The 18,650-nt window shown below is 70.9% G+C and carries 17 protein-coding genes and 1 tRNA gene; 6 read left to right on the forward strand and 12 right to left on the reverse strand.

Annotated elements, in window-relative coordinates; translation table 11 throughout:
- Nucleotides 1–141 precede the first annotated feature (141 nt).
- The 3 genes from QRN44_RS09100 (at nucleotide 142) to QRN44_RS09110 (ending at nucleotide 2,754) form a co-directional block, all read left to right on the forward strand.
- Nucleotides 142–229 (forward strand) — tRNA-Ser (locus QRN44_RS09100).
- Nucleotides 230–526: 297 nt separating this feature from the next.
- Nucleotides 527–970, forward strand: a complete 444-nt coding sequence (locus tag QRN44_RS09105) for a MarR family winged helix-turn-helix transcriptional regulator (protein ID WP_285038943.1) — start codon at nucleotides 527–529, stop codon at nucleotides 968–970.
- 320 nt (nucleotides 971–1,290) lie between these two features.
- Entirely contained in the window at nucleotides 1,291–2,754 is a 1,464-nt protein-coding gene (locus QRN44_RS09110) for an MATE family efflux transporter (protein WP_285038944.1), read from the forward strand.
- Nucleotides 2,755–2,963: 209 nt separating this feature from the next.
- On the opposite strand, the gene QRN44_RS09115 is transcribed toward QRN44_RS09110, so the two are convergent.
- Entirely contained in the window at nucleotides 2,964–3,464 is a 501-nt protein-coding gene (locus QRN44_RS09115; RefSeq protein ID WP_285038945.1) for a GNAT family N-acetyltransferase, read from the reverse strand.
- 45 nt (nucleotides 3,465–3,509) lie between these two features.
- Nucleotides 3,510–3,869 carry a DUF4406 domain-containing protein gene (locus QRN44_RS09120; protein ID WP_121293839.1) on the reverse strand — a complete coding sequence of 120 codons (360 nt, stop codon included), beginning with the start codon at nucleotides 3,867–3,869 and terminating at the stop codon, nucleotides 3,510–3,512.
- 56 nt (nucleotides 3,870–3,925) lie between these two features.
- Here QRN44_RS09120 and QRN44_RS09125 point away from each other — a divergent pair, with 56 nt between their 5' ends.
- A complete protein-coding gene (locus QRN44_RS09125) occupies nucleotides 3,926–4,633 on the forward strand; it encodes a DeoR/GlpR family DNA-binding transcription regulator (RefSeq protein ID WP_285038946.1) in 708 nt (235 codons plus the stop codon).
- Between the two features lie 41 nt (nucleotides 4,634–4,674).
- Here QRN44_RS09125 and QRN44_RS09130 read toward each other — a convergent pair whose 3' ends face one another.
- The 5 genes from QRN44_RS09130 to QRN44_RS09150 form a co-directional block, all read right to left on the reverse strand.
- Nucleotides 4,675–5,403 (reverse strand): glycosyltransferase family 2 protein, encoded by a 729-nt coding sequence (locus tag QRN44_RS09130; RefSeq protein ID WP_285038947.1) that lies wholly within the window; start codon nucleotides 5,401–5,403, stop codon nucleotides 4,675–4,677.
- On the reverse strand, nucleotides 5,403–6,857 hold the full coding sequence (locus QRN44_RS09135; protein WP_285038948.1) for a bifunctional PIG-L family deacetylase/class I SAM-dependent methyltransferase: 1,455 nt from the start codon (nucleotides 6,855–6,857) through the stop codon (nucleotides 5,403–5,405). Before QRN44_RS09135 ends, QRN44_RS09130 begins: the two co-directional genes overlap by 1 nt.
- The gene (locus tag QRN44_RS09140) at nucleotides 6,857–7,879 is read right to left on the reverse strand and encodes an acyl-CoA dehydrogenase family protein (protein ID WP_285038949.1); all 1,023 of its coding nucleotides are present in this window, start codon (nucleotides 7,877–7,879) and stop codon (nucleotides 6,857–6,859) included. Before QRN44_RS09140 ends, QRN44_RS09135 begins: the two co-directional genes overlap by 1 nt.
- Nucleotides 7,880–8,250: 371 nt before the next feature.
- A complete protein-coding gene (locus QRN44_RS09145) occupies nucleotides 8,251–9,261 on the reverse strand; it encodes a 1-aminocyclopropane-1-carboxylate deaminase (protein WP_071258893.1) in 1,011 nt (336 codons plus the stop codon).
- A 66-nt stretch (nucleotides 9,262–9,327) separates the two neighbouring features.
- The gene (locus tag QRN44_RS09150) at nucleotides 9,328–9,996 is read right to left on the reverse strand and encodes a GntR family transcriptional regulator (RefSeq protein WP_175117409.1); all 669 of its coding nucleotides are present in this window, start codon (nucleotides 9,994–9,996) and stop codon (nucleotides 9,328–9,330) included.
- 179 nt (nucleotides 9,997–10,175) lie between these two features.
- Between QRN44_RS09150 and QRN44_RS09155 the strand changes: the two genes are divergently transcribed.
- Complete coding sequence (locus QRN44_RS09155) at nucleotides 10,176–10,709, forward strand: hypothetical protein (RefSeq protein WP_285038950.1); 534 nt, start codon at nucleotides 10,176–10,178, stop codon at nucleotides 10,707–10,709.
- 102 nt (nucleotides 10,710–10,811) lie between these two features.
- Here QRN44_RS09155 and QRN44_RS09160 read toward each other — a convergent pair whose 3' ends face one another.
- On the reverse strand, nucleotides 10,812–11,414 hold the full coding sequence (locus QRN44_RS09160) for a GNAT family N-acetyltransferase (RefSeq protein ID WP_285038951.1): 603 nt from the start codon (nucleotides 11,412–11,414) through the stop codon (nucleotides 10,812–10,814).
- A gap of 336 nt (nucleotides 11,415–11,750) precedes the next feature.
- Between QRN44_RS09160 and QRN44_RS09165 the strand changes: the two genes are divergently transcribed.
- Complete coding sequence (locus QRN44_RS09165) at nucleotides 11,751–12,626, forward strand: aminoglycoside phosphotransferase family protein (protein ID WP_285038952.1); 876 nt, start codon at nucleotides 11,751–11,753, stop codon at nucleotides 12,624–12,626.
- 305 nt (nucleotides 12,627–12,931) lie between these two features.
- On the opposite strand, the gene QRN44_RS09170 is transcribed toward QRN44_RS09165, so the two are convergent.
- From QRN44_RS09170 to QRN44_RS09185, 4 genes are all read right to left on the reverse strand, one after another.
- A complete protein-coding gene (locus QRN44_RS09170; RefSeq protein ID WP_285038953.1) occupies nucleotides 12,932–14,911 on the reverse strand; it encodes a helicase HerA-like domain-containing protein in 1,980 nt (659 codons plus the stop codon).
- A gap of 67 nt (nucleotides 14,912–14,978) precedes the next feature.
- Nucleotides 14,979–16,490 carry a cryptochrome/photolyase family protein gene (locus QRN44_RS09175; RefSeq protein ID WP_285038954.1) on the reverse strand — a complete coding sequence of 504 codons (1,512 nt, stop codon included), beginning with the start codon at nucleotides 16,488–16,490 and terminating at the stop codon, nucleotides 14,979–14,981.
- Between the two features lie 102 nt (nucleotides 16,491–16,592).
- The gene (locus tag QRN44_RS09180; RefSeq protein WP_175117403.1) at nucleotides 16,593–17,771 is read right to left on the reverse strand and encodes a Gfo/Idh/MocA family protein; all 1,179 of its coding nucleotides are present in this window, start codon (nucleotides 17,769–17,771) and stop codon (nucleotides 16,593–16,595) included.
- Entirely contained in the window at nucleotides 17,771–18,613 is an 843-nt protein-coding gene (locus QRN44_RS09185; RefSeq protein WP_285038955.1) for a sugar phosphate isomerase/epimerase family protein, read from the reverse strand. The genes QRN44_RS09180 and QRN44_RS09185 overlap by 1 nt, the downstream gene beginning before the upstream one ends.
- Between the last annotated feature and the right edge of the window lie 37 nt (nucleotides 18,614–18,650).

Here is an 18,650-nt window from a genome sequence, read left to right on the forward strand (position 1 = left end):
TCCGTGCCGGTGTGTTCGACCGCTCGCGTTCGTGGTCGGCCGGGCTCAGCCGGGCTCGGAGCGCGGCGGCGGGGCCGGGTGGCGCGCGGCGGTCCGGGAACCAGGTATGCTGCTATCTGGCCGTTTTTCACAAACTGCCTTGGAGAATTCGCCTAGTGGCCTATGGCGCACGCTTGGAAAGCGTGTTGGGTTAACGCCCTCGGGGGTTCGAATCCCCCATTCTCCGCCAGCTGCACCATGAACGCCCCGCCTCGTGTGGGGCGTTCTGCGTTTCCGGGCCTCCCCAGCGACGTCTCTCCGTGGTGCCAGCGCGGTGCGCTGGCGTGAGCGCGGGTCACACGCGTGAGCGCGGGTCTCCGGAGGGGCGCGCTCAGGGATACGACCCGCGCCCACGCCGAACTCGTTGGTTTCGTGTCAGAGCACCGCGCTGACGCCGAGTCAGCCCAACTCACGCCAGCGCACCGCGCCGAGCAAGTCGATCATTCGAGGGTTGACAGTTAGAACTCGAAGCGTTAGTGTTCTAACCATGGATGACGAGACACCCGATTTCAGCAGCACACTCCAACTGCTCCGCTGGATCGCGTGGGCACAACGCAAAGCCGGCGAAGACTGGATCCGCGCTCGCGAACTCACGCACGAGCAGGCCTTCGTCCTCGGGTACCTCGTCCAGCATCCAGGCTCCATCCAACGCGACATCGCCGAGGTGAGCCGGACGAGCGCCGCCAGCGTCTCGAGCCTCCTGCAGGGACTCGAACGCCGAGCGCTCGTGGAACGACGCGCCGAAGCGGGGAACGCCCGCACCAAGCGGGTCTTCGCCACGCAGCGCGGCACCGACCTGATCGCCGGGTTCGAGACCGCGATGGCCGATGCCGACGACAGCATCCTCACCCCGTTGGACCAGAGCGAACGCGACACCCTGCACGCTCTGCTCACGAAGCTCACGGCACACCTGCCGCAGCCGACCCGCTGATCACCGCTCGGGAACCCGAGCTCCCCGACCACGCGCCGAGACCGCTCGCCGCGTCATCCGCCGACCGCCACACGCGATGGCGGCCGCGAACGCCACGACGGCGCTGTCCGTCGCGCCCGGACGCCTGCCGAGCCCGTCCGCTCGGCCCGCGCCGGACGACCACCCCACCAACGAACCCTCGCCGCGCCGGCGCTCATCGTCGCGCCCGGAACCTGCCCGAAACGGAGCCTGCCATGCACCCCGAACACCACATCGATCCCACAACCGGAACACCCCTCCCCAGCCGCACCGCACCGTCGACGGACACCGCGCCATCGACCGTGACCACAGCCTCGACCGACACCGCACCATCGGCCGACACCGCACCATCGACGGCAGCCGACACGGTCGGCAGCAACCGCTGGTACCTCGCGACCGCCCCGATCATCCGGGCACTCATCCACCTGTGCGTCCCGATGGCGGCGGCCCTGGTCGTCAGCGCCGTCTACAACCTCATCAACGCGGGTGTCGTCGGCTCGCTGCACGACACCTCGCTCCTCGCCGCGATCACCCTCGGAGCCCCGATCCTCGGACTGATCATGGCGATCGGCGACCTGTTCGGCGTCGGCGGCGGCGCACTCATCTCCAGGCGCCTGGGCGCCTCCGAACACGACCCGGCACAGGCCGGAGACATCAAACGGGCCGCCTCCTTCTCCGTCTGGGGCGCGTTCCTGACGGGCGCCGTCCTGGGCGGGATCGGCCTCGTGTTCCTCGGTCCCCTCGTGTCACTGCTCGGGGCGGACGCGGTCACCGCACCGGCGACCTCGGCGTTCATCGGCGTCATGCTCGCATTCGTCCCCGTCATGGCGACCGCGTTCTGTCTGGAACAGCTCGTGCGGGCCGAGGGTGCCGCCCGTCAGGTGATGATCGCCCTCATCGCGTCGGCCGTGGCGAACCTCGTCCTCGATCTCGTCTTCATCCTCGGGTTCGGCTGGGGCGTCGCCGGTGCGGCGCTCGCGATGGCCCTGGCGAACCTCGGCGTCCTCGTCTACTTCGTGGCGTGGTTGCAGCGCAACAGCGAGCACGTCAGCCTGGCACCGCGCTGGTTCACGCTGTCGCCGACGATCCTCAAGCCGGTCCTCGGTGTCGGGGTCAGCACGCTCCTGCAGTCGGGGTTCCTCATCGTCACCGCGCTCGTGTTGAACACGCTGGCCGCGGCCTACGGAGACGCCCCGCTGGCCGCCATGGGCGTCGCGGTCCGGATCGCCCAGGTGCCCGAGTTCCTGGTCATGGGCGTCACCTTCGGTGTGCTCCCGCTGCTCGCCTACGCGTTCGGCAAGGGCGACGGCGCGCGCCTCCGGTCGGCTCTCCGCGCCTCGGCGCTCACGGTCGGTGGGATCTCGGTCCTCTTCGCCGGCGTCGTCCTCGTCCTGCGTGAGCCGATCGTCTCCGCGTTCATCGCCGACCCCGCCGTCCTCGGTCTCGGCGTCACGATCCTCGTCGCCCAGCTCACCGCCATGATCGCCAACGGGTTCACCGGACTCATCACCTCACTCTTCCAAGCGACCGGGCGAGCGCTCCCCGCGGCGGTCATGGCCGTCACCCAGGGCGTGTTGTTCGTCCCGATCGTCCTCCTCGGCAACCTGTGGTTCGGACTCGGTGGCATCGTCTGGTCGCTCACCGTCACGGAGGTCATCGTCTTCCTGGTCGGTGTCCTGCTCTGGCTCGGCTCGCGACGCGCCATCGACCGTGGCCTCGCAGCCGGTTCCCCGGAGCGTGCCGAGGCCCAACTCGCCGACGCCTGACGGGCTGCCAGCGCGGTGCGCTGACGTGAGCGCGGGTCACACGCGTGAGCGCGGGTCTCCAGAGGGCCGCGCCGACGTCCACGACCCGCGCTCACGCCGATTGCAGCGATCTCACGTCGGCGCACCGCGCCGGCACCCGCACCACCGCGCTCGGGTCGGCGCACCACGCCGGCGACACCCCGCCGAGCGCGCGGGCCATCTCGGGAGCGTCACCCCGCGGGGTCGTCCAGGGGTATCCGCATCACCGCGTTCTCGATGAGTACCCCGCGACGCTCGACCCGCTGCTCGCGGACCACGACGAAGCCGTGGCGCTCGAACACCGGCTGCGCCGTCCGACTCGCCTGCACGGTCACCTCGTGGAGCCCCACCACCCGGGCTTCGTCGAGCACCTGACGGATGAGCGCGGACCCGACGCCGTGTCGTCCCGCGTCCGGATCGACGAACAGCATGTCGAGGTAGCCGATCTCGACGTCCAGATCGGTGAAACCGACCACCACGTCGTCGAGCTCGGCCACCCACGTCGTCACCGCGGCACGTCGGTCGGCCCAGTCGTCCAGCACGGCGCCTGCCGGTTCGTCCGGCACCCATGCGGCGAGCTGCTCGGCCGTGTAGTGGGCGGCTGCGGTCACCCGCACCGCGCGTTCGAAGATCGACCTGGTCGCTCGTGCATCGGTGTCGCGGTAGCGGCGGATCCTGAGGTCGTCGAGCACGCGCGTCAGCCTAGCCGAGCGCCGGGACTCCGCGAGCAAGCGACCTCAGCCCTCGATGGCCGGAATCTCCGAGAGGGCGGTGTACACGGGGATCCCGCGCTCACGGGCGATGGCGACGTCGGTGTCGGCACCGGACGACTCCCCCGGCAACCGGAGCACGGCGTCGCAGTGCTGGAGCAGCCGCCTCGCCGTCTCGTACATGACGTCGCCGTCGCCCGACGCGGTGTCGATCCCACGCAGGATCGGCAGCGCGACCCACTCCCCGATCATCGGAACGTGACCGAGCGCGTAGATGGGCGCTGCAGCGGCTTCGAGTCGTTCCAGGTTGCGGGCGATGGCGTCGGGATCACCGCCGGTCCCGGAACGGTAGGGGCCGGCGATGAGGATGAGGAGTGGCGTTGTCATGTCCAGCACTGTAGCGTTAACCGTGCACGATCGTGCAACATCATGAAGGAGCACGCATGTTGAGCGCCCAACGCCGATCGCACCTGCTCGACCTCCTCGACCGCGACGGGCGGATCGTCGCGAAGGACGCCGCCGCTGCGCTCGGACTCTCCGAGGACTCGATCCGCCGAGACCTCCGCGAGCTGGCCGAAGCCGGCCTCTGCGTCCGCGTCTACGGCGGCGCACTCCCGGTCCCTGCAGCCGACCGCTCGTTCCAAGATCGACTGTCCCTCGGGACGGCGAGCAAGGAGCGCGTCGCCCGCATCGCCGTCGAGCGGATCCGACCAGGCAGCACCGTCATCATCGACGCCGGCACCACCGCGCTCGCCCTCGCGCGACTCCTCCCGGACGACCCCACCCTCACCGTCATCACCCCGAGCCCGGCGGTCGCCCTCGCCGTGGCGGAGCACTCGCCGGCGCGCGTCATCATGATCGGGGGCGAACTCGGACGTCACTCCATGGTCGCGGGCGGCGCCCTCGCCGCTGAAGCCATCCGTCACCTGAGCGCCGATGCCTGCTTCCTCGGCGTCACGGGCTTCCATCCCGAACACGGCCTCACCACCGGCGACCTCGACGACGCCGCGACGAAACGCGCCCTCGCCGAACGCAGCACCGACGTCTACGTCCTGGCGAGCGAGGAGAAGGTCGGGGCCGTCTCCCGGTACCCGGTGCTCGACCTCGGCGAGGTCACCGAGGTCATCGTCGATCCACAGACGCGCGGATAGGACCGGCCGACGCGGGCCGGGGGTTCAGACGCGCAGGATCGTCAGGATCGCGGGTAGGTCTCGGCGAGGAACGCGGCGTAACCACCCGGGGTGCGACCGCGTCGCCGACCCGAGGTCTCGACGGGTGCATCCGGCGTCGGCACGACCCTCAGACCCGCCGCGCGGGCGCGTTCGACGAGATCGACGTCCTCGTGCTCGGCCAGCTCACGGAAGCCGCCGAGTTCGTCGAGCCGATCGGCACGGACACCCAGGTTGGCCCCATGCACGTTGCCCGGCAGATGTCCGGGCGGGTGGGTCTCCGTCCAGCGCTCCACGTCGCGCTCAGAGAAGTCCGTGAAGTCGGGCCGGACGGTCCCGAGGAGGACGTCGACACCGTCGTCGAAGGCACGGGCGTGCACGGAGAACCAGTCCTCCGGAACGCGCGAGTCGGCGTCGGTGTTGGCGATCCAACGTTCTGAGACCTCTGCAGCACCCGATCCGGCAGCACCCGATCTCATAGCGGCGGTGACACCGGCCCGCCGGGCCGCGCCGACACTGCGCTCGTCGATGACGACGGTGATCGCATCCTCGGGATCGAAGCCCGCCAACCGCTCATGGACGATCCGCGCCGTGTCGTCGCGACAGTCGTCGAGCACCATGACGATCCCCACCTGCAGCTCGGGACGACGACGCAGCACGGCGGCTCGCGCGACGAGCAGCGCGTCGAGGCATGCCCCGATCAGCTCCTCCTCGTCGTGCGCGGGCACGACGGCATCGATCCGTCGCAGCATCAGCCCGTCAGACCGTCCACCGCGGCGACGCTCGCCTCATCGGCAGGCACGAGGACGTCGAGCAGGAAGTCGTCCTCGACATGCTGGATGGACCGACGGCCGGGCCAGCGTTCGAGCAACCGGCGATGGACGAACTCGGCCGAGGTCGTGGCATGGTCGTCGGAGTGCCGCCAGTGACACGCGACGATGCTCCCGCCGGGCGTGAGCGAGCCGAGCAGGTGGTCGATGACCCGATCGAGGTCGGTCGCCGACAGGTAGTAGCCGACCTCAGACATCACCACGAGGTCGAAGGCACCGCTCGGCCAGTCGTCCGGCAGCGTCCCCCGTTCGAACCGGGCAGCGGGCACCCGTCGACGGGCGATCTCGAGGGGCGCCTCGGCGATGTCGACACCGAGCACGTCGTCGCTGCGGTCCGCGAGCCGCTCCGTCAGGACACCCGTTGCGCAGCCGAGTTCGAGCACCGACCCGTAGCGCTGGCGCGGCAGGGCGGCGAGCAGGACCCGACGTTTGCGCTCCTCGTACCAGGACCCGAAGTCCCAGCCGTCGGGGTGGTCGCGGTAGTGGTCCTCGAACGACTCCTTCGAGCGCGAGGTGGTGTCGGCAGTCACGACGGTGTCCGTCGCGGTGGCGTTGTCGGTGTCGGAGTGCGCCGCCGCACCCGCATCCGGCTCGCTGTCGGGGTCGAGGTCCAGCGCACGCCCGTTCGGGAACAGCACCTCGAACCGCCGTGCGTAGTGCTGCAGGTGGTGGTGGTCGACGATCGCCTCATCGCCCGGCGCATCCGAGAGCGGCTCCGTCTGCGAGGGGTAGGCGTCCATCGCGGCGATCTTCGCCCCGTGCGCCGCGGCGTCGAGCGGGACGATCCGCGCCTCGGCCCACGGCAGGGTCGCGTCGTCGGTGTCGGCCCAGTGCCAGAGCCAGATGGGGAACTCCACCAGCGCGAGGTCGAGCTCGGTCGCGAGGGCCGTGGCGAGTTCGCCGGCGATCCGGTGGTCGCGGTGCCCGTCGCCGCGCCAGGGGGCGACGATGAGCGGTCGCGACCCCGCGGTGGCGACGGCTGCACGCAGTCGCTCCGCGATGCGCGCGCGTTCGGCGTCGAGGCCGCCGTCCGGGATGTGCAGGACGTCGTACCCGACCGTCGCGTGGAGACGACCGACGGCATCGATGAACTCGGCCTCCCGGCGTGGGGCGAGTTCCTCGGGGGTGGTGGTCGGCGAGTCGGGGTGCGATCCCTCGCCGAGGGTCACGAGGAGGATCTCGACCGGGATCCCGGCGGCCGCGGCGGCCGCGATGATCCCGCCGGCTCCGAGCGACTCGTCGTCGGGGTGCGGTGAGAGGACGACGACGCCCGTGGCATGTCGCCAGCCGTCCCAGACGGGCAGGTCGAGCTCGTGCAAGCGGGTCGCCCAGGCGGCTGCCGACGTGCCGGGGTCGCGGTGGTCGAACGCGGGCATCAGTCGGCCTCCACCAGCATGCGGCCGTAGCGCGCGAGGTCGCGGTCGCCGTGGTCCTGCTGGACGTAGAGCTCGAGGTCGGACATCCGGGCGAGGTAGGCGGGCTCGGAGGTGAGCGGGACGGGGCCGAGTGCTCCGAGCACCCCGGCGCGGATGGCGTCGACCCGACCGCGGACCGTCGACCGCACGCGCTGGGCGAGGCGCGGGCCGGCCGTGTCGTCGGCGTGGCCGTGTTCGATGGCCTGGGCCGCGTCGGCGATCGCCTGCTCGGCGATCGAGAGGTCGACGGCCGCGGCGCCGAGCGTGCGCAGGAGGAGGTCGGCGTCGGGTCGTGTGCGTGCCGCGGCGAGCAGGCGGTCGACGAGCGTGATCGCGCCGCCCCACCAGCAGGCGGCGACGCCGATCCCGCCCCAGGAGAAGCCGGGGCGTCGCAGGTACCACCCGTCGTCGCCGACCGGGGAGGCTGGGACCCCGTCGAAGCCGACCGGGCCACTCGGGACGAGCGGCAGTCCGCGGGCGAGCCACACGCTGTCGTCGGTCGTGACCCCGGGATCGGTGAGTGCGACGGCGAACAGCCGCCGCTCACCCGGCGCGGTGTGGGCGGTGACGAGGGCGTCGCTCAGGCGGGAGGCGAGGGAGCACCACGGCTTGGTGCCGGTCAGCTGCCAGGCGTCGTCGACCAGGGTCGCGTCGAGACGCAGCCCGGGTGCTTCGGCCGCGAAGACGCCCCAGGTGGAGACGGTCGGCGGTTCGAGGTCGGCCTGATGCAGGATGGCCAGTGCGTCAAGGTGCGGTTCGACGACGCGTGCGAGCGTGACGTCGGCCGCCGCGATCGCGCCGAGTCCCGCGAAGACCCGCCCGGCGGTGTGCTGTTCGAGCGGGCCGACGAGTCGCACGGCTGTGGAGGTGAACGCCAGACGCGACTCGATGCTCGCCAACGATCCCGTCGCCGCGTCGTGCAGAGCGTCGAGGTCGAGGGAGGTGCCGCTGGAAGGCCAGGCGGTCGACTGCAGACGGATCATGCGATCCGCGTCTGGTGTCGGGGTTCCATCGGTGCGCGCATGCGACCTCCTCGCGTCGTGGAGGTCCAAGTCTCGCACCGCCACGCGCCGCCGCCCGACCCTGGACCGCGACCATCGACCCTGGTAGTGCGTCAGCGCGGTGCGCTGGCGCGAGCGCGGGTCTCCGGACGGATGCCAGCGCGGTGCGCTGACGCGAGCGCGGGTCATGGACGTGAGCGCGGGTCTCCAGAGGGGCGCGCTCGTTCGCCTGACCCGCGCTCACGCCGATTCCCCCGGGTTCGCATCAGCGCACCGCGCTGGCACCGGTTTCCGGCACCTCGGCTCAGCGCACCGCGCCGGCACCTCGCTCGGGCGGGACACCCGGCACCGGCTCAGTCGCGGAAGAGGGCGCTGTAGGCGTTGATCGCCGGCTGCCCACCGAGGTGCGCATAGAGGACGTTGCTGGACGCCGGGATGTCACCACTCGTCACGAGGTCGATGAGGCCCGCCATCGACTTCCCCTCGTAGACCGGGTCGATGATGACGCCCTCGAGCCGACCGGTCAGGCGGATCGCCTCCATCGTCGACTCGACCGGGATCCCGTAGAGGTCGCCGGCCCATCCTTCCAACACCGTGATCTCGTCATCGCGGAGCTCGCGTTCGAGGCCGATGAGCTCCGCCGTGTTGCGGGCGATACGTGCGACCTGGTCGCGGGTCTCCTGGATCTTCGCCGACGCGTCGATGCCGATCACCCGGCGCGGTCGGTCCTGCCCGGCGAACCCGGCGATCATACCGGCGTGCGTGGACCCGGTGACGCTGCAGACGACGATCGTGTCGAAGAACACCCCGAGTTCACGCTCCTGCTGTTCGACCTCGGCGGCCCAGTTCGCGAAGCCGAGACCACCGAGCCGGTGGTCCGACGCCCCGGCCGGGATCGCGTACGGGGTGCCGCCGCGTTCGCGCACGTCGTCGAGGGCGCGCTCCCAGCTCGACTTGAAGCCGATGCCGAAGCCCGCGGGATCGAGACGGACCTCGGCACCCATGATCCGCGACAGCATGATGTTGCCGACCCGGTCGTTCACGGAGTCGGGCCAGTCCACCCAGTTCTCCTGCACGAGCACCGCCTGCATCCCGAGCTTCGCCGCGACCGCCGCGACCTGACGCGTGTGGTTGGACTGGTAGCCGCCGATCGACACGAGCGTGTCGGCACCCTGCGCGATCGCATCGGGGATGAGGTACTCCAGCTTGCGGGTCTTGTTGCCGCCGTAGGCGAGACCGCTGTTGACGTCCTCGCGCTTGGCCCAGATGGTCGCGCCGCCGAGGTGGGCGGTGAGGCGGTTGAGTTCGTGGACGGGACTCGGTCCGAAGGTGAGGGGGTAGCGGGCGAAGTCGCTGAGGGACATGTGGTGGCTCCTGGGTCTCGGTGGTGCGGCGGGATGTCGGGGAACGGGTCGGGTGGTGGGCGCTGCTCAGTCCTCGTCGAGGTGGGCGAGGACGAGGTCGGCGAGGGTCGTCCAGTTGCCTCGGACAAGGGCGGCCGCCGCGTCGACGTCCCCCTCCGCACAGCGCTCGATGACGGCGTCGTGCTGCGCGATCGACCCACGTGCCGCGACCGAGGAGAACCGCAACCGTTCGATCCGCCGCAGCAGCGGGGTGACCGCCTCGAGCGCATCACGGATGAACGGATTCCCGGCGACGTCCACAGCCACGGCGTGGAAGGCGTCGTCGGCCGCGAGCGCGGCCTCGGCATCGTCACGCTGGAGGGCGGCTGCGAAGTCACGGTTCGCCGCGCGCATGCGGTCGAGGTCGGCCGAACTCAGGTGCGGTACCGCCTCACGGACGGCGAGTTCGTGCATGGCGGCGGCGACCGCCTGTGCCTGCAACGTCGCCCGGCTGTCGAGTGGGGCGACGACGGTCGACCGTCCGGGTTTCGCGATGACGAGCCCGCTCCGGGCGAGACGCAGGACGGCCTCGCGGATGGGCGTGCGGCTCACGCCGAGCCAGCGTTCGAGTTCGGTGTCGACGAGCTTCTCGCCCGGAGTGAAGGTCCCGTCGACGATCGCATTGCGCAGCGACTGGTAGACGTCGTCGCGGAGGAGCGCTCGGCGATGCGGGTTGGCTTGAGCGGGAGCGGGCATGCAATATATTGCACATCGCGGGAGCGAGAAGTCAAGTGTTCCGGGGCAACCGGGCGGACCGCGTCGAAGAGTGGGGCATTCGTCCTACTTGTCCCCCAGATGGCGGATTGTCCGCCCACTGAAAGCAGGCCACGATGGTCCGCGGGGGTGAGTGCGTGGTGCAACGGGGTGATGAACCGGTGACGGTCAGACCGCATCCACGCGTGCTCTGGAGCGCCGTCCTGAGCGCCGCCATCGTCGTCCTCCCCGTCTGGGGCGTTTCGCTCTGGCTCGTCGGCCCGGCCCCGAGTGTCGAACGCACGTGGGTCATCACGCTCGGCATCATCGGCATGGTCGTCCTGCTCGGCGTCGCCGCCCTCTCCCGTCGCCAACGCATCGTCGTGCGGCACGACGGGTTCGTCGAGCAGCCCATCGTCGGGCGGCAGCGGTTCGTTCCACGGGAAGCGATCGGCCGCAGTCTGCTCTTCGAATTCCGTGGTCGAGGTCTGCATGCGAGCTCGCAGTTCTTCGTCTGCGACACCGAGAACCGACCGCTCCTCCGCATGCGCAGCAACCGATGGAGCACGGACAGCATCGCGGCCGTCGTCGCCGCCTACGACGGCCCGGTGGAGCGACCTCGCCAGCCGGTCTCGCTCGACGATCTCCGCGAGGACCACCCCGACCTCCTCACCCCGCTCGAGCGCCTGCGCTGGGCGCGCGCCGAACTGCTCTAGCCGAACTGCCGTCGCTGAGTCGGCCTGGCCCGGCTACCGCGACGGAGCGCGAGGGCGTCGTCGCACCACCCGGCATCCGGCTCGGGCGGGATGCAGCTCGAGTCAGAATGTCTTCGCGTACCAGTGGGCCCCGGGACCGCCCTCGACCCGGGTGAAGCCCGTCCGCTGGTAGAACTGCTGCGCACCGGTGTTCGAGACGCCGACGCCGAGGTGCACACCCGGGACGCCGCGCGCTGCGAGGAGCCCGCAGAACGCGTCGATGAGCCGCCTGCCGACACCCATCCCCTGCGTCTCCGGCAGCAGGTCGATGTGCAGGTGGGCCGGATACTGCGCGAGGAGTTCCGGGGCCAGGCCGCCGCGATCAGTCGCGGATCGGACGATGCCGCGTTCCCCCTCCGAGGCGGCACCGGAGGCCGCGGCCGCCGCGTACTTGCCTTCGACGGTCGGCCACCAGCGCTCGATGAACCAGCGGTCGAAGGCGGTCGTGTCCGCGGTGCCCAGGATGTACCCGATCGGCCCCGAGCCGGCGTCGACGAGCAGCGCCAACTCGGGCTCGTGCTCGACGTAGGGCAAGGCATAGATGTCGGGCAGGAGGTCGTCCGTGCTGAACTGCCCGGTCGCGTCCGCCCCCGAGTCGCCCGTTCGGGTGCAGATCGCCGCCACGGCGGCGCGGTCGGACGGTCGGTACGCGCGGATCTCGGTCACCGCGCCAGCCTAACCGGCGTTCCCCGGTCCCGAAGCCCCATCCTCGCCGGTCCCTGAGCCCCACCTTCCCGGTCCCTGAGGCCCACCCTCCCCGACCCCTGAGGCCCACCCTCCCCGACCCCTGAGGCACACCCTCCCCGACCCCTGAGGCACACCCTCCCCGGTCCCTGAGCCTGTCGAAGGGCGGACGTTCCTTCGTGTGCCCTTCGACAAGCTCAGGGACCGATCGAGGCGGCGATCGAGGCGGCGATCGAGGCGCGACCCAGCGACCGCCACAGGGACCGCCCGAGGCGCGACCCAGGCGCCGGTCCGAGCGGGTTGCCTAGGCTGAGTCCCGTGACATGGCGACCAGGAGGCATCGAAGCGGCCGTCGAGCAGTGGCGGCTCGTGCCCGACGGCGAGCTCATCGTGACGCCGTCGAGCCGGTTGCTCCCCGTGACACATCACGGACGACCGGCGATGCTCAAGGTGCCACTCGTCGAGGAGGAGGCGCTCGGCGGTCAGCTGCTCGCGGCGTGGGGCGGCGCCGGGTGTGCAGCGGTGTTCGCGGGCGATGACCACGCGATCGTCCTGGAACGCGCGACCGGCGGCCGAGATCTCGCCTCGCTGACCCGCGCAGGTGACGACCTCGGAGCCGTCGCGATCCTGTGCTCCGTGCTCGACACCCTGCACGCGGCGATCCCCACACCGGCGCAGATCGATGCCGGTGGCATCATCGCCGAGCTCCCGACGCTCCGTCGGTGGTTCCGCGAGCTGCTCTCCAACGATGCATCCGCCGTGGGCGCCCTCCTCGGCGATCCGGCGAGCGCGGCGTTCCTCGAGCGTGGGCGGGAGCTCGCCGGTCGACTGCTCGACACCACGACGCCTGCCGACGTCGTCGTGCTCCACGGCGACCTCCACCACATGAACGTGCTCGAGTTCGCACCCGGCGACTGGCGGGCGATCGACCCCAAGGGCATCGTGGGCCACCGCGCCTTCGACGCCACCGCACTGTTCAGCAACCCCGATCCAGCGACGGCGCGGAACCCACGGCTGTTCGCCGAGCGGGTGGACGTCGTGCGTCGATCGCTCGGCCTGCCGCGAACCGTCCTGCTCGAGTGGGTGGCCGCGCGCTCCGCACTGTCCGCCGTGTGGTCGCTGCAGGACGGGCTGCTCGACGACGCCCGCGCCACCATCGAGATCGGTCGCCTCGCCGAGGACGGCCTCCGCTAGGCCCTTCGACAAGCTCAGGGACCGGAGAACCGCTCCGGGGACCGGAAGTCCGCTCCGGGGACCGGAGAACCGCTCCGGGGATCGGAAGGCCGCTCCGAGACGAGAGGTAGTCGCTCACGGGACCGGAAAACCGCTCGGGAACTGGGATACCGCTCAGGGACCAGGTCACCGCTCAGGGACAGGACACCGCTCGCAGGACCAGGACACCACTCCGGGACCGGGACACCGCTCCCGGAGCGAGACACCGCTCCGGACCGGGACACCGTTCGGAGACTTGGGCGTCGATGAACAGACGGAGCAGCAGCTCAGCGGCGGCGGCGCGTCCCGAAGATGCCCTCGACGACCCCGGTGAGGATCGACCGCGTCGCCTTCGACCCGAGGATCTCCTCGAGCGGACTCTTCGACGACGTCGACGACGACCTCGTCGACGTCCGGCGGGTCGTGCCGGCGGTCTTCCGGAGCAACCGTTCGTACTCGGCGTCGGCCTTCTTCTGCGCCGCAGCCTGGGCCTTGTCGGCGGCGGCCTGCTGCTTCGCGAGTTCCGCCGCGATGCGCTGCCGCTCGAGTTCGGCCTCGGCGGCGAGCGCGGCCTGGTTGGCCTCCTCGAGCTTCGCGGTCAGGATCTCCCTCGCCGACTCACGGTCGACGGGCGTCCCGTACCGCGCGAGCAGCGGTGACGCCGCGATCGCCGCGTCGATCGCTGTGTCGGCACTGGGCGACATGAGTCCCTGCGGCGCCCGCAGTCTCGTCCACGCGACCGGCGACGGCGCCCCCTTCTCGTTCATCACGGTGACGACCGCCTCACCCGTACCGAGCGAGGTGAGGACCTCGCCGAGCTCGTAGCCGGAGGTCGGGTAGGTCGACACGGTCGCCTTGAGCGCCTTCGCGTCGTCCGGGGTGAACGCACGGAGGGCGTGCTGCACGCGCGACCCGAGCTGCGCGAGCACCTCGCCCGGGACGTCCTTCGGCGTCTGGGTGACGAAGAAGATGCCGACACCCTTGGACCGGATGAGCCGGACCGTCTGCGTGATCTGCGCGAGGAAGTCCTTCGACGCGTCGCGGAACAGCAGGTGCGCCTCGTCGAAGAAGAACACGAGCTTCGGCTTCTCGGGGTCGCCCACCTCGGGGAGGGTGTTGAAGAGGTCGGCGAGCAACCACATGAGGAACGTCGAGTAGAGGGCCGGCTGATTCTGGACGCCCGGCACCTCGAGCAGACTGACGATGCCCTTGCCGGTCGGGTCGAGGCGGATGAAGTCGGCGGTGTCGATCTCGGGTTCGCCGAAGAAGACGTCGGCGCCCTGGTCGGCGAAGGTGATGAGCTCCCGCAGGATCACCCCGACGGTGGCGCCCGACAGCCCGCCGAGCTCCTGCAGTTCGCCCTTGCCGTCGTCGCTCGCGAGGTAGGTGAGGACCGCGCGCAGGTCGCTCAGGTCGAGGAGCGGCAGACCCGCTTGATCGGCGTAGTGGAAGACGAGACCGAGGCTGGACTCCTGCGTGGCGTTGAGACCGAGGACCTTGCTCAACAGCAGCGGGCCGAAAGCGGCGATGGTGGCGCGGATCGGGACGCCCTTGCCGACGCCGCCGAGCGCGAAGTACTCCGTCGGCGTGGCGGCCGGCGTCCAGTCCTGGCCGATGCCGCGGGTGCGGTCGAGGAGCTTCTCGTTCGACTCCCCCGGGGTCGCGATGCCCGAGAGGTCGCCCTTGATGTCCGCGGCGAACACGGGGACACCGGCGGCCGAGAGCTGCTCGACGAGGCCCTGGAGCGTGCGGGTCTTCCCGGTTCCGGTGGCGCCGGCGACGAGCCCGTGCCGGTTCATGACGCTGAGCGGGATGCGGACCTGCACCGCGGGCACCGGTTCCCCGTTGACCAGTGCTCCCATCTCGAGCGCCGGACCGTGCACGACGTAGCCGTCGCGGATCTTCAGCACGTCGTCGAGGCCGAGCGGTCCCGGGCCGATGGTGTCGGCGCTGAGGTCATCGGTGCTGGGCGCGGTGCTGCTGGCGTCGCCACCGACCGCGTCGTCGGTCGGAATGTCCGCCCGGACATCGGCTGGGGCCTCGGCGGCCGCCGCATCACTCGCGGAACCGGAGCCCGCCGCCACCGTGGCCCCGCCCGACGCGGTGATCCCGGCCCCGGCGAGCGCCGCTGCCGCCTCGGCCGCCTTCACTTTGGCTGCGGCGAGTGCCGCCTGCGCCTGGGCGGCTTCGAGCTCGGCCTGGGCTTGGGCGGCGGCAGCCTGGAGTGCGGCGATCTGCGGGTCGGATGCTGCATCACTGGGCGTCATGTGCCGAGCCTAGCGACGCGTCCCCCACCGGTCGAGGGGTCGCGCGGGGGCTGGACGACTGCTCCGATCACCACTGTTCGCGGGTGCGCTCCTGGTCGACGACGGCGCGGAGGTCGGACAGTCGGCGCATCCCGGCCAGCGGTTGCGCCATACGGGTGTTGTGCCGGATGCGCGGTTCCACGCGGTCGAGGAAGGCCCAGTATCCGGCGGTGAAGGGGCAGGCGTCCTCGCCCAGCCGCACCTTGGGATCGAAGACGCACCCACCGCAGTAGTCGGACATCTTGTCGATGTACGCACCGCCTGAGGCGTAGGGCTTCGTCGCGACGATGCCGCCGTCCGCGTGCTGCGACATGCCGATGACGTTCGCGGGCATCACCCAGGGGGTGCCGTCGACGAACATGTCGATGAACCAGTCGTTGAGTGCGACCGGATCGTACCCGTGCTGCAGGGCCCAGTTGCCGAGCACCATGAGCCGCTGGATGTGATGCGCCCAACCGTGGCGACGCATCCCGTCGATCGTCTCGCGGAGGCAGTTGGACCGGATGGCGGCGGCGTCGAGTTCGCGGAACTGACGTGGGAGCGGCTCGTGTGCTCCGAGGGCGTTGTGACTCGTCCGGTACGGCTCGCCGAGGTGCCAGTAGAGATGCCAGACGTAGTCGCGCCAGCCGATGATCTGGCGGGTGAAGCCCTCGACGCTCGACAGCGGCGCGCGACCGGCGTGGTACTCGGCGACCACGGTCTCGACGGCGTCGCGCGGGTCGAGCAGGCCGAGGTTGAGCGGCGCGCTCAGCAGGGAGTGCGCCATCGTCCAGTCGCCGCCGAGCATGGCGTCCTCGAACGGGCCGAAGTCGCCGAGCCTGGTCTCGATGAAGTCCGCCAGCGCCGCCTCCGCCTCGGCCGCCGTGGCCGCGAAGCGCCGGGGCCCGTCGTCGCCGACCAGCTGGACCAGTCCGTCGCGCTGCCACCGGTCGAGGTCCTCCCGGACCTGCGCGTCGATGTCGTCCTCGTCAGGCCAGAGCGGCTCGGGCAGACCGAGCCGGGCGGCTCCCTTCGGCGGCGGGTTGCGGTTGTCGTGGTCGTAGTTCCAGCGGCCGCCCTCCGGCTGATCGCCGCGCATGAGGATCCCGGTCCGCTCCCGCACCGTGCGGTAGAAGTCCTCCAGGAGGAGCCGCTTGCCGTCCCGCATCGACGCCCAGGCCGCGAAGTCCGCCTCCGAGGTCACGAAGCCGCGGCTCGGGAGCACCCGGAGTCCGCGCTCACGGACGAAGCGCCGAGCCGTCCACGACGGTGGATCGATCGCCTCGAGGTCGGCGCCGACCTCGACGACCTCCTCGTAGCGGTCGACCTGGTGGAACTCCGCCCGGTCGCCGAGTTCCGCCGCACGATGTCGGATGGCCGAGAGGAAGAGGTGCGCCTTCGCCCGGTGCATCGGTCGCTTCGTGAAGGTGGACTTCGATTCGATGAGCAGGATCGGTCCGCCGTCGTCGAACGCCGGACCGAGCTGGCCGGTGAGGATCCATCGCCGGCGAGGAGTCGCGTCATCGTCGTGCTCGGTGCTTCGCCGACCGGTGGTGTCCATCGCCTCAGCGTACGTGGGGCGACGGACACCACCGGGGGCTTGCTCAGCCTGGTCCGATGCTGCTCGGTTCTGTTCGGCTCGTGACCTATCGGCTCGCAGCGCTCAGAGCGTGGCGGCGAACGGGTCCCAGTCCTCGGCGACGAGCGGGACCGGCGCGACCCGGCTCGCCACGTCGACGGTCTGGCCGGACACCACGGACTCGTCGATCGAGACGAGCGTGTCGAGCACGTGGTAACCGAGGGCACCCGAGGCGAGCGGCGTGCCGCCGGAACGGATCGCCCGGGCGAGGTCGAGGACCCCGGTCCCGCGGCCGGCGAGGACACCCTCGGTCGGCACGACCTCCCACTCCGGGTCCTGCTGCATCCGCTCGATGGGCGCCGCACGGGTGATCCGCACCTCGCCCGTGAACATGTTCGGGTCAGGGATCACGAGCGTCCCCTCGGTGCCGGTGATCTCGACGACGCCCATCTTCGCGAGCGGCGACTCGAAGCTGAAGACGCTCTGGCTCACGCCGCCTTCCACGAAGCGGGCGATGGCGCTCACGTGCGTCGGCACCTCGACGGCGAACTCGGTGCCGACGCGGTCGCCCTGCTGGATCGTCCGCGTCGCACGCCCGCGGGAGCCGGCCGCCGACACCGAGGCGACCGAACCGAACACCTGCACGAGCGTCGTCAGGTAGTACGGCCCCATGTCGAAGAGCGGCCCGCCACCCTTCGCGAACAGGAACTCCGGGTTCGGGTGGAAGATGTCCGGCCCGGCGTACTGCATGACGGTCTGGGCGGTGAGCGGCTGACCGATGTCGCCGCGGGCGATGGCGCGACGCGCGGACTGGACGCCCGGGCCGAGCACCGTGTCCGGCGCGATGCCGACGAGGAGTCCTGCGGCGTCGGCCTGCTCGAGGAGCGCGAGCCCGCTCGCACGGTCGACGCTGATCGGCTTCTCCGTCCACACGTGCTTCCCGGCGGCGAGCACCTGCGACGCGACCTGTGCATGGACGGCGGGGATCGTAAGGTTCACGACGAGCTCGACGTCCGGGTGCGCGAGGACGTCGTCGGCGGTCCCCCACTCGCCGACGCCCCACTTCTCGGCCTGGGCCTTCGCGCGGTCGACGTCGAGGTCGCCGAGGATCACGACGCGGACGTCGGGGAACGAGGTGAGGTGCTCGAGGTAGGTGTCGCTGATCATGCCGGTGCCGATGAACCCGACGCCGACCGGGCCGCTGCCCTGCGGTGCGCGTGCCGTGCCCTGCGCTGCCGCCGTGTCGTGCGCTGCCGCGGCCATCAGCGGACCACCGCTTCGGTCGAGACGAGCTGCTCGGCGACGAGCGCGTCGACGCTCGCCTGGATGCCGTCGAAGATGTCGCCGGCACCGTAGTGGTCGAACTCGATGATCGCGAAGCGTGCCGAGGGGGCCGCTGCGATGGACTCGCGCAGCGGGACCTCGCCCTGCCCGAACGGTCGCTGGTCGAGACTCGTCGGCACGAAGGGTGCGGCGCCCGGTGCGAACGGGTCGGCGGGCAGCAGGCCGTCCTTGATGTGGAGCGCCTGCACGCGGTCGCCGAGGCGGCCGAGCAGCGCGGGGACGTCCTGACCGGCGGTCGCCGCCCAGAACAGGTCGACCTCGAGCGCGACGTCGTCACGCAGCTGATCGGCGAAGACCTCGAACGCGCTGCGTCCGCCGAACGATGCGACGAACTCCTGGGAGTGGTTGTGGTAGCCGACGCGGAGACCGTGGTCGGCGGCGCGCTCCGCTGCGGCGTTCAGGCGGGATGCCGTGTCGGCGACGGCGGCTTCGTCGAGCCAGCGGTCGGGGCTCACGAAGGAGTCGATGACGATCTCGAGGCCGAGTGTGGTCGCGGCGGCGAAGACGTCCTCCTGTGAGGCGGCCGGCATGACCTGGTCGCCGAAGCGGATCTCGTCGGAGAGGAGGGTCGCGTGCCCGGTGCGGGCGGCGAGACCGTGGCGGTCGAAGGCCTCACGGAGTTCGGGCGCACGGGAGACGAAGTCGAACGCCTCGACCTCGCGCAGGCCCATGCCGGCGAGCCGGGCGAGGGCGTCGTCGAGGCCCTGGTCGAGGTGCTCCTTGATGCTGTAGAGCTGCACGGAGAGCGCTGGTGCGGTCATGGTGTTGTCGTCCGTTCTGACGCCGTCGTTGGCATCG

Origin of the sequence: Plantibacter sp. lyk4-40-MEA-4 (assembly GCF_030209415.1) — a bacterium.
GTDB lineage: Bacteria > Actinomycetota > Actinomycetes > Actinomycetales > Microbacteriaceae > Plantibacter > Plantibacter flavus_A.

Excerpts from the sequence above, each read along its gene's own strand:
- QRN44_RS09105 (WP_285038943.1), top strand. The coding sequence starts at position 527 with ATGGATGACGAGACACCCGATTTCAGCAGCACACTCCAACTGCTCCGC.
- QRN44_RS09120 (WP_121293839.1), bottom strand. The coding sequence starts at position 3,869 with ATGACAACGCCACTCCTCATCCTCATCGCCGGCCCCTACCGTTCCGGG.
- QRN44_RS09125 (WP_285038946.1), top strand. The coding sequence starts at position 3,926 with ATGTTGAGCGCCCAACGCCGATCGCACCTGCTCGACCTCCTCGACCGC.
- QRN44_RS09130 (WP_285038947.1), bottom strand. The coding sequence starts at position 5,403 with ATGCTGCGACGGATCGATGCCGTCGTGCCCGCGCACGACGAGGAGGAG.
- QRN44_RS09135 (WP_285038948.1), bottom strand. The coding sequence starts at position 6,857 with ATGCCCGCGTTCGACCACCGCGACCCCGGCACGTCGGCAGCCGCCTGG.
- QRN44_RS09140 (WP_285038949.1), bottom strand. The coding sequence starts at position 7,879 with ATGATCCGTCTGCAGTCGACCGCCTGGCCTTCCAGCGGCACCTCCCTC.
- QRN44_RS09145 (WP_071258893.1), bottom strand. The coding sequence starts at position 9,261 with ATGTCCCTCAGCGACTTCGCCCGCTACCCCCTCACCTTCGGACCGAGT.
- QRN44_RS09150 (WP_175117409.1), bottom strand. The coding sequence starts at position 9,996 with ATGCCCGCTCCCGCTCAAGCCAACCCGCATCGCCGAGCGCTCCTCCGC.
- QRN44_RS09170 (WP_285038953.1), bottom strand. The coding sequence starts at position 14,911 with ATGACGCCCAGTGATGCAGCATCCGACCCGCAGATCGCCGCACTCCAG.
- QRN44_RS09175 (WP_285038954.1), bottom strand. The coding sequence starts at position 16,490 with ATGGACACCACCGGTCGGCGAAGCACCGAGCACGACGATGACGCGACT.
- QRN44_RS09180 (WP_175117403.1), bottom strand. The coding sequence starts at position 17,771 with ATGGCCGCGGCAGCGCACGACACGGCGGCAGCGCAGGGCACGGCACGC.
- QRN44_RS09185 (WP_285038955.1), bottom strand. The coding sequence starts at position 18,613 with ATGACCGCACCAGCGCTCTCCGTGCAGCTCTACAGCATCAAGGAGCAC.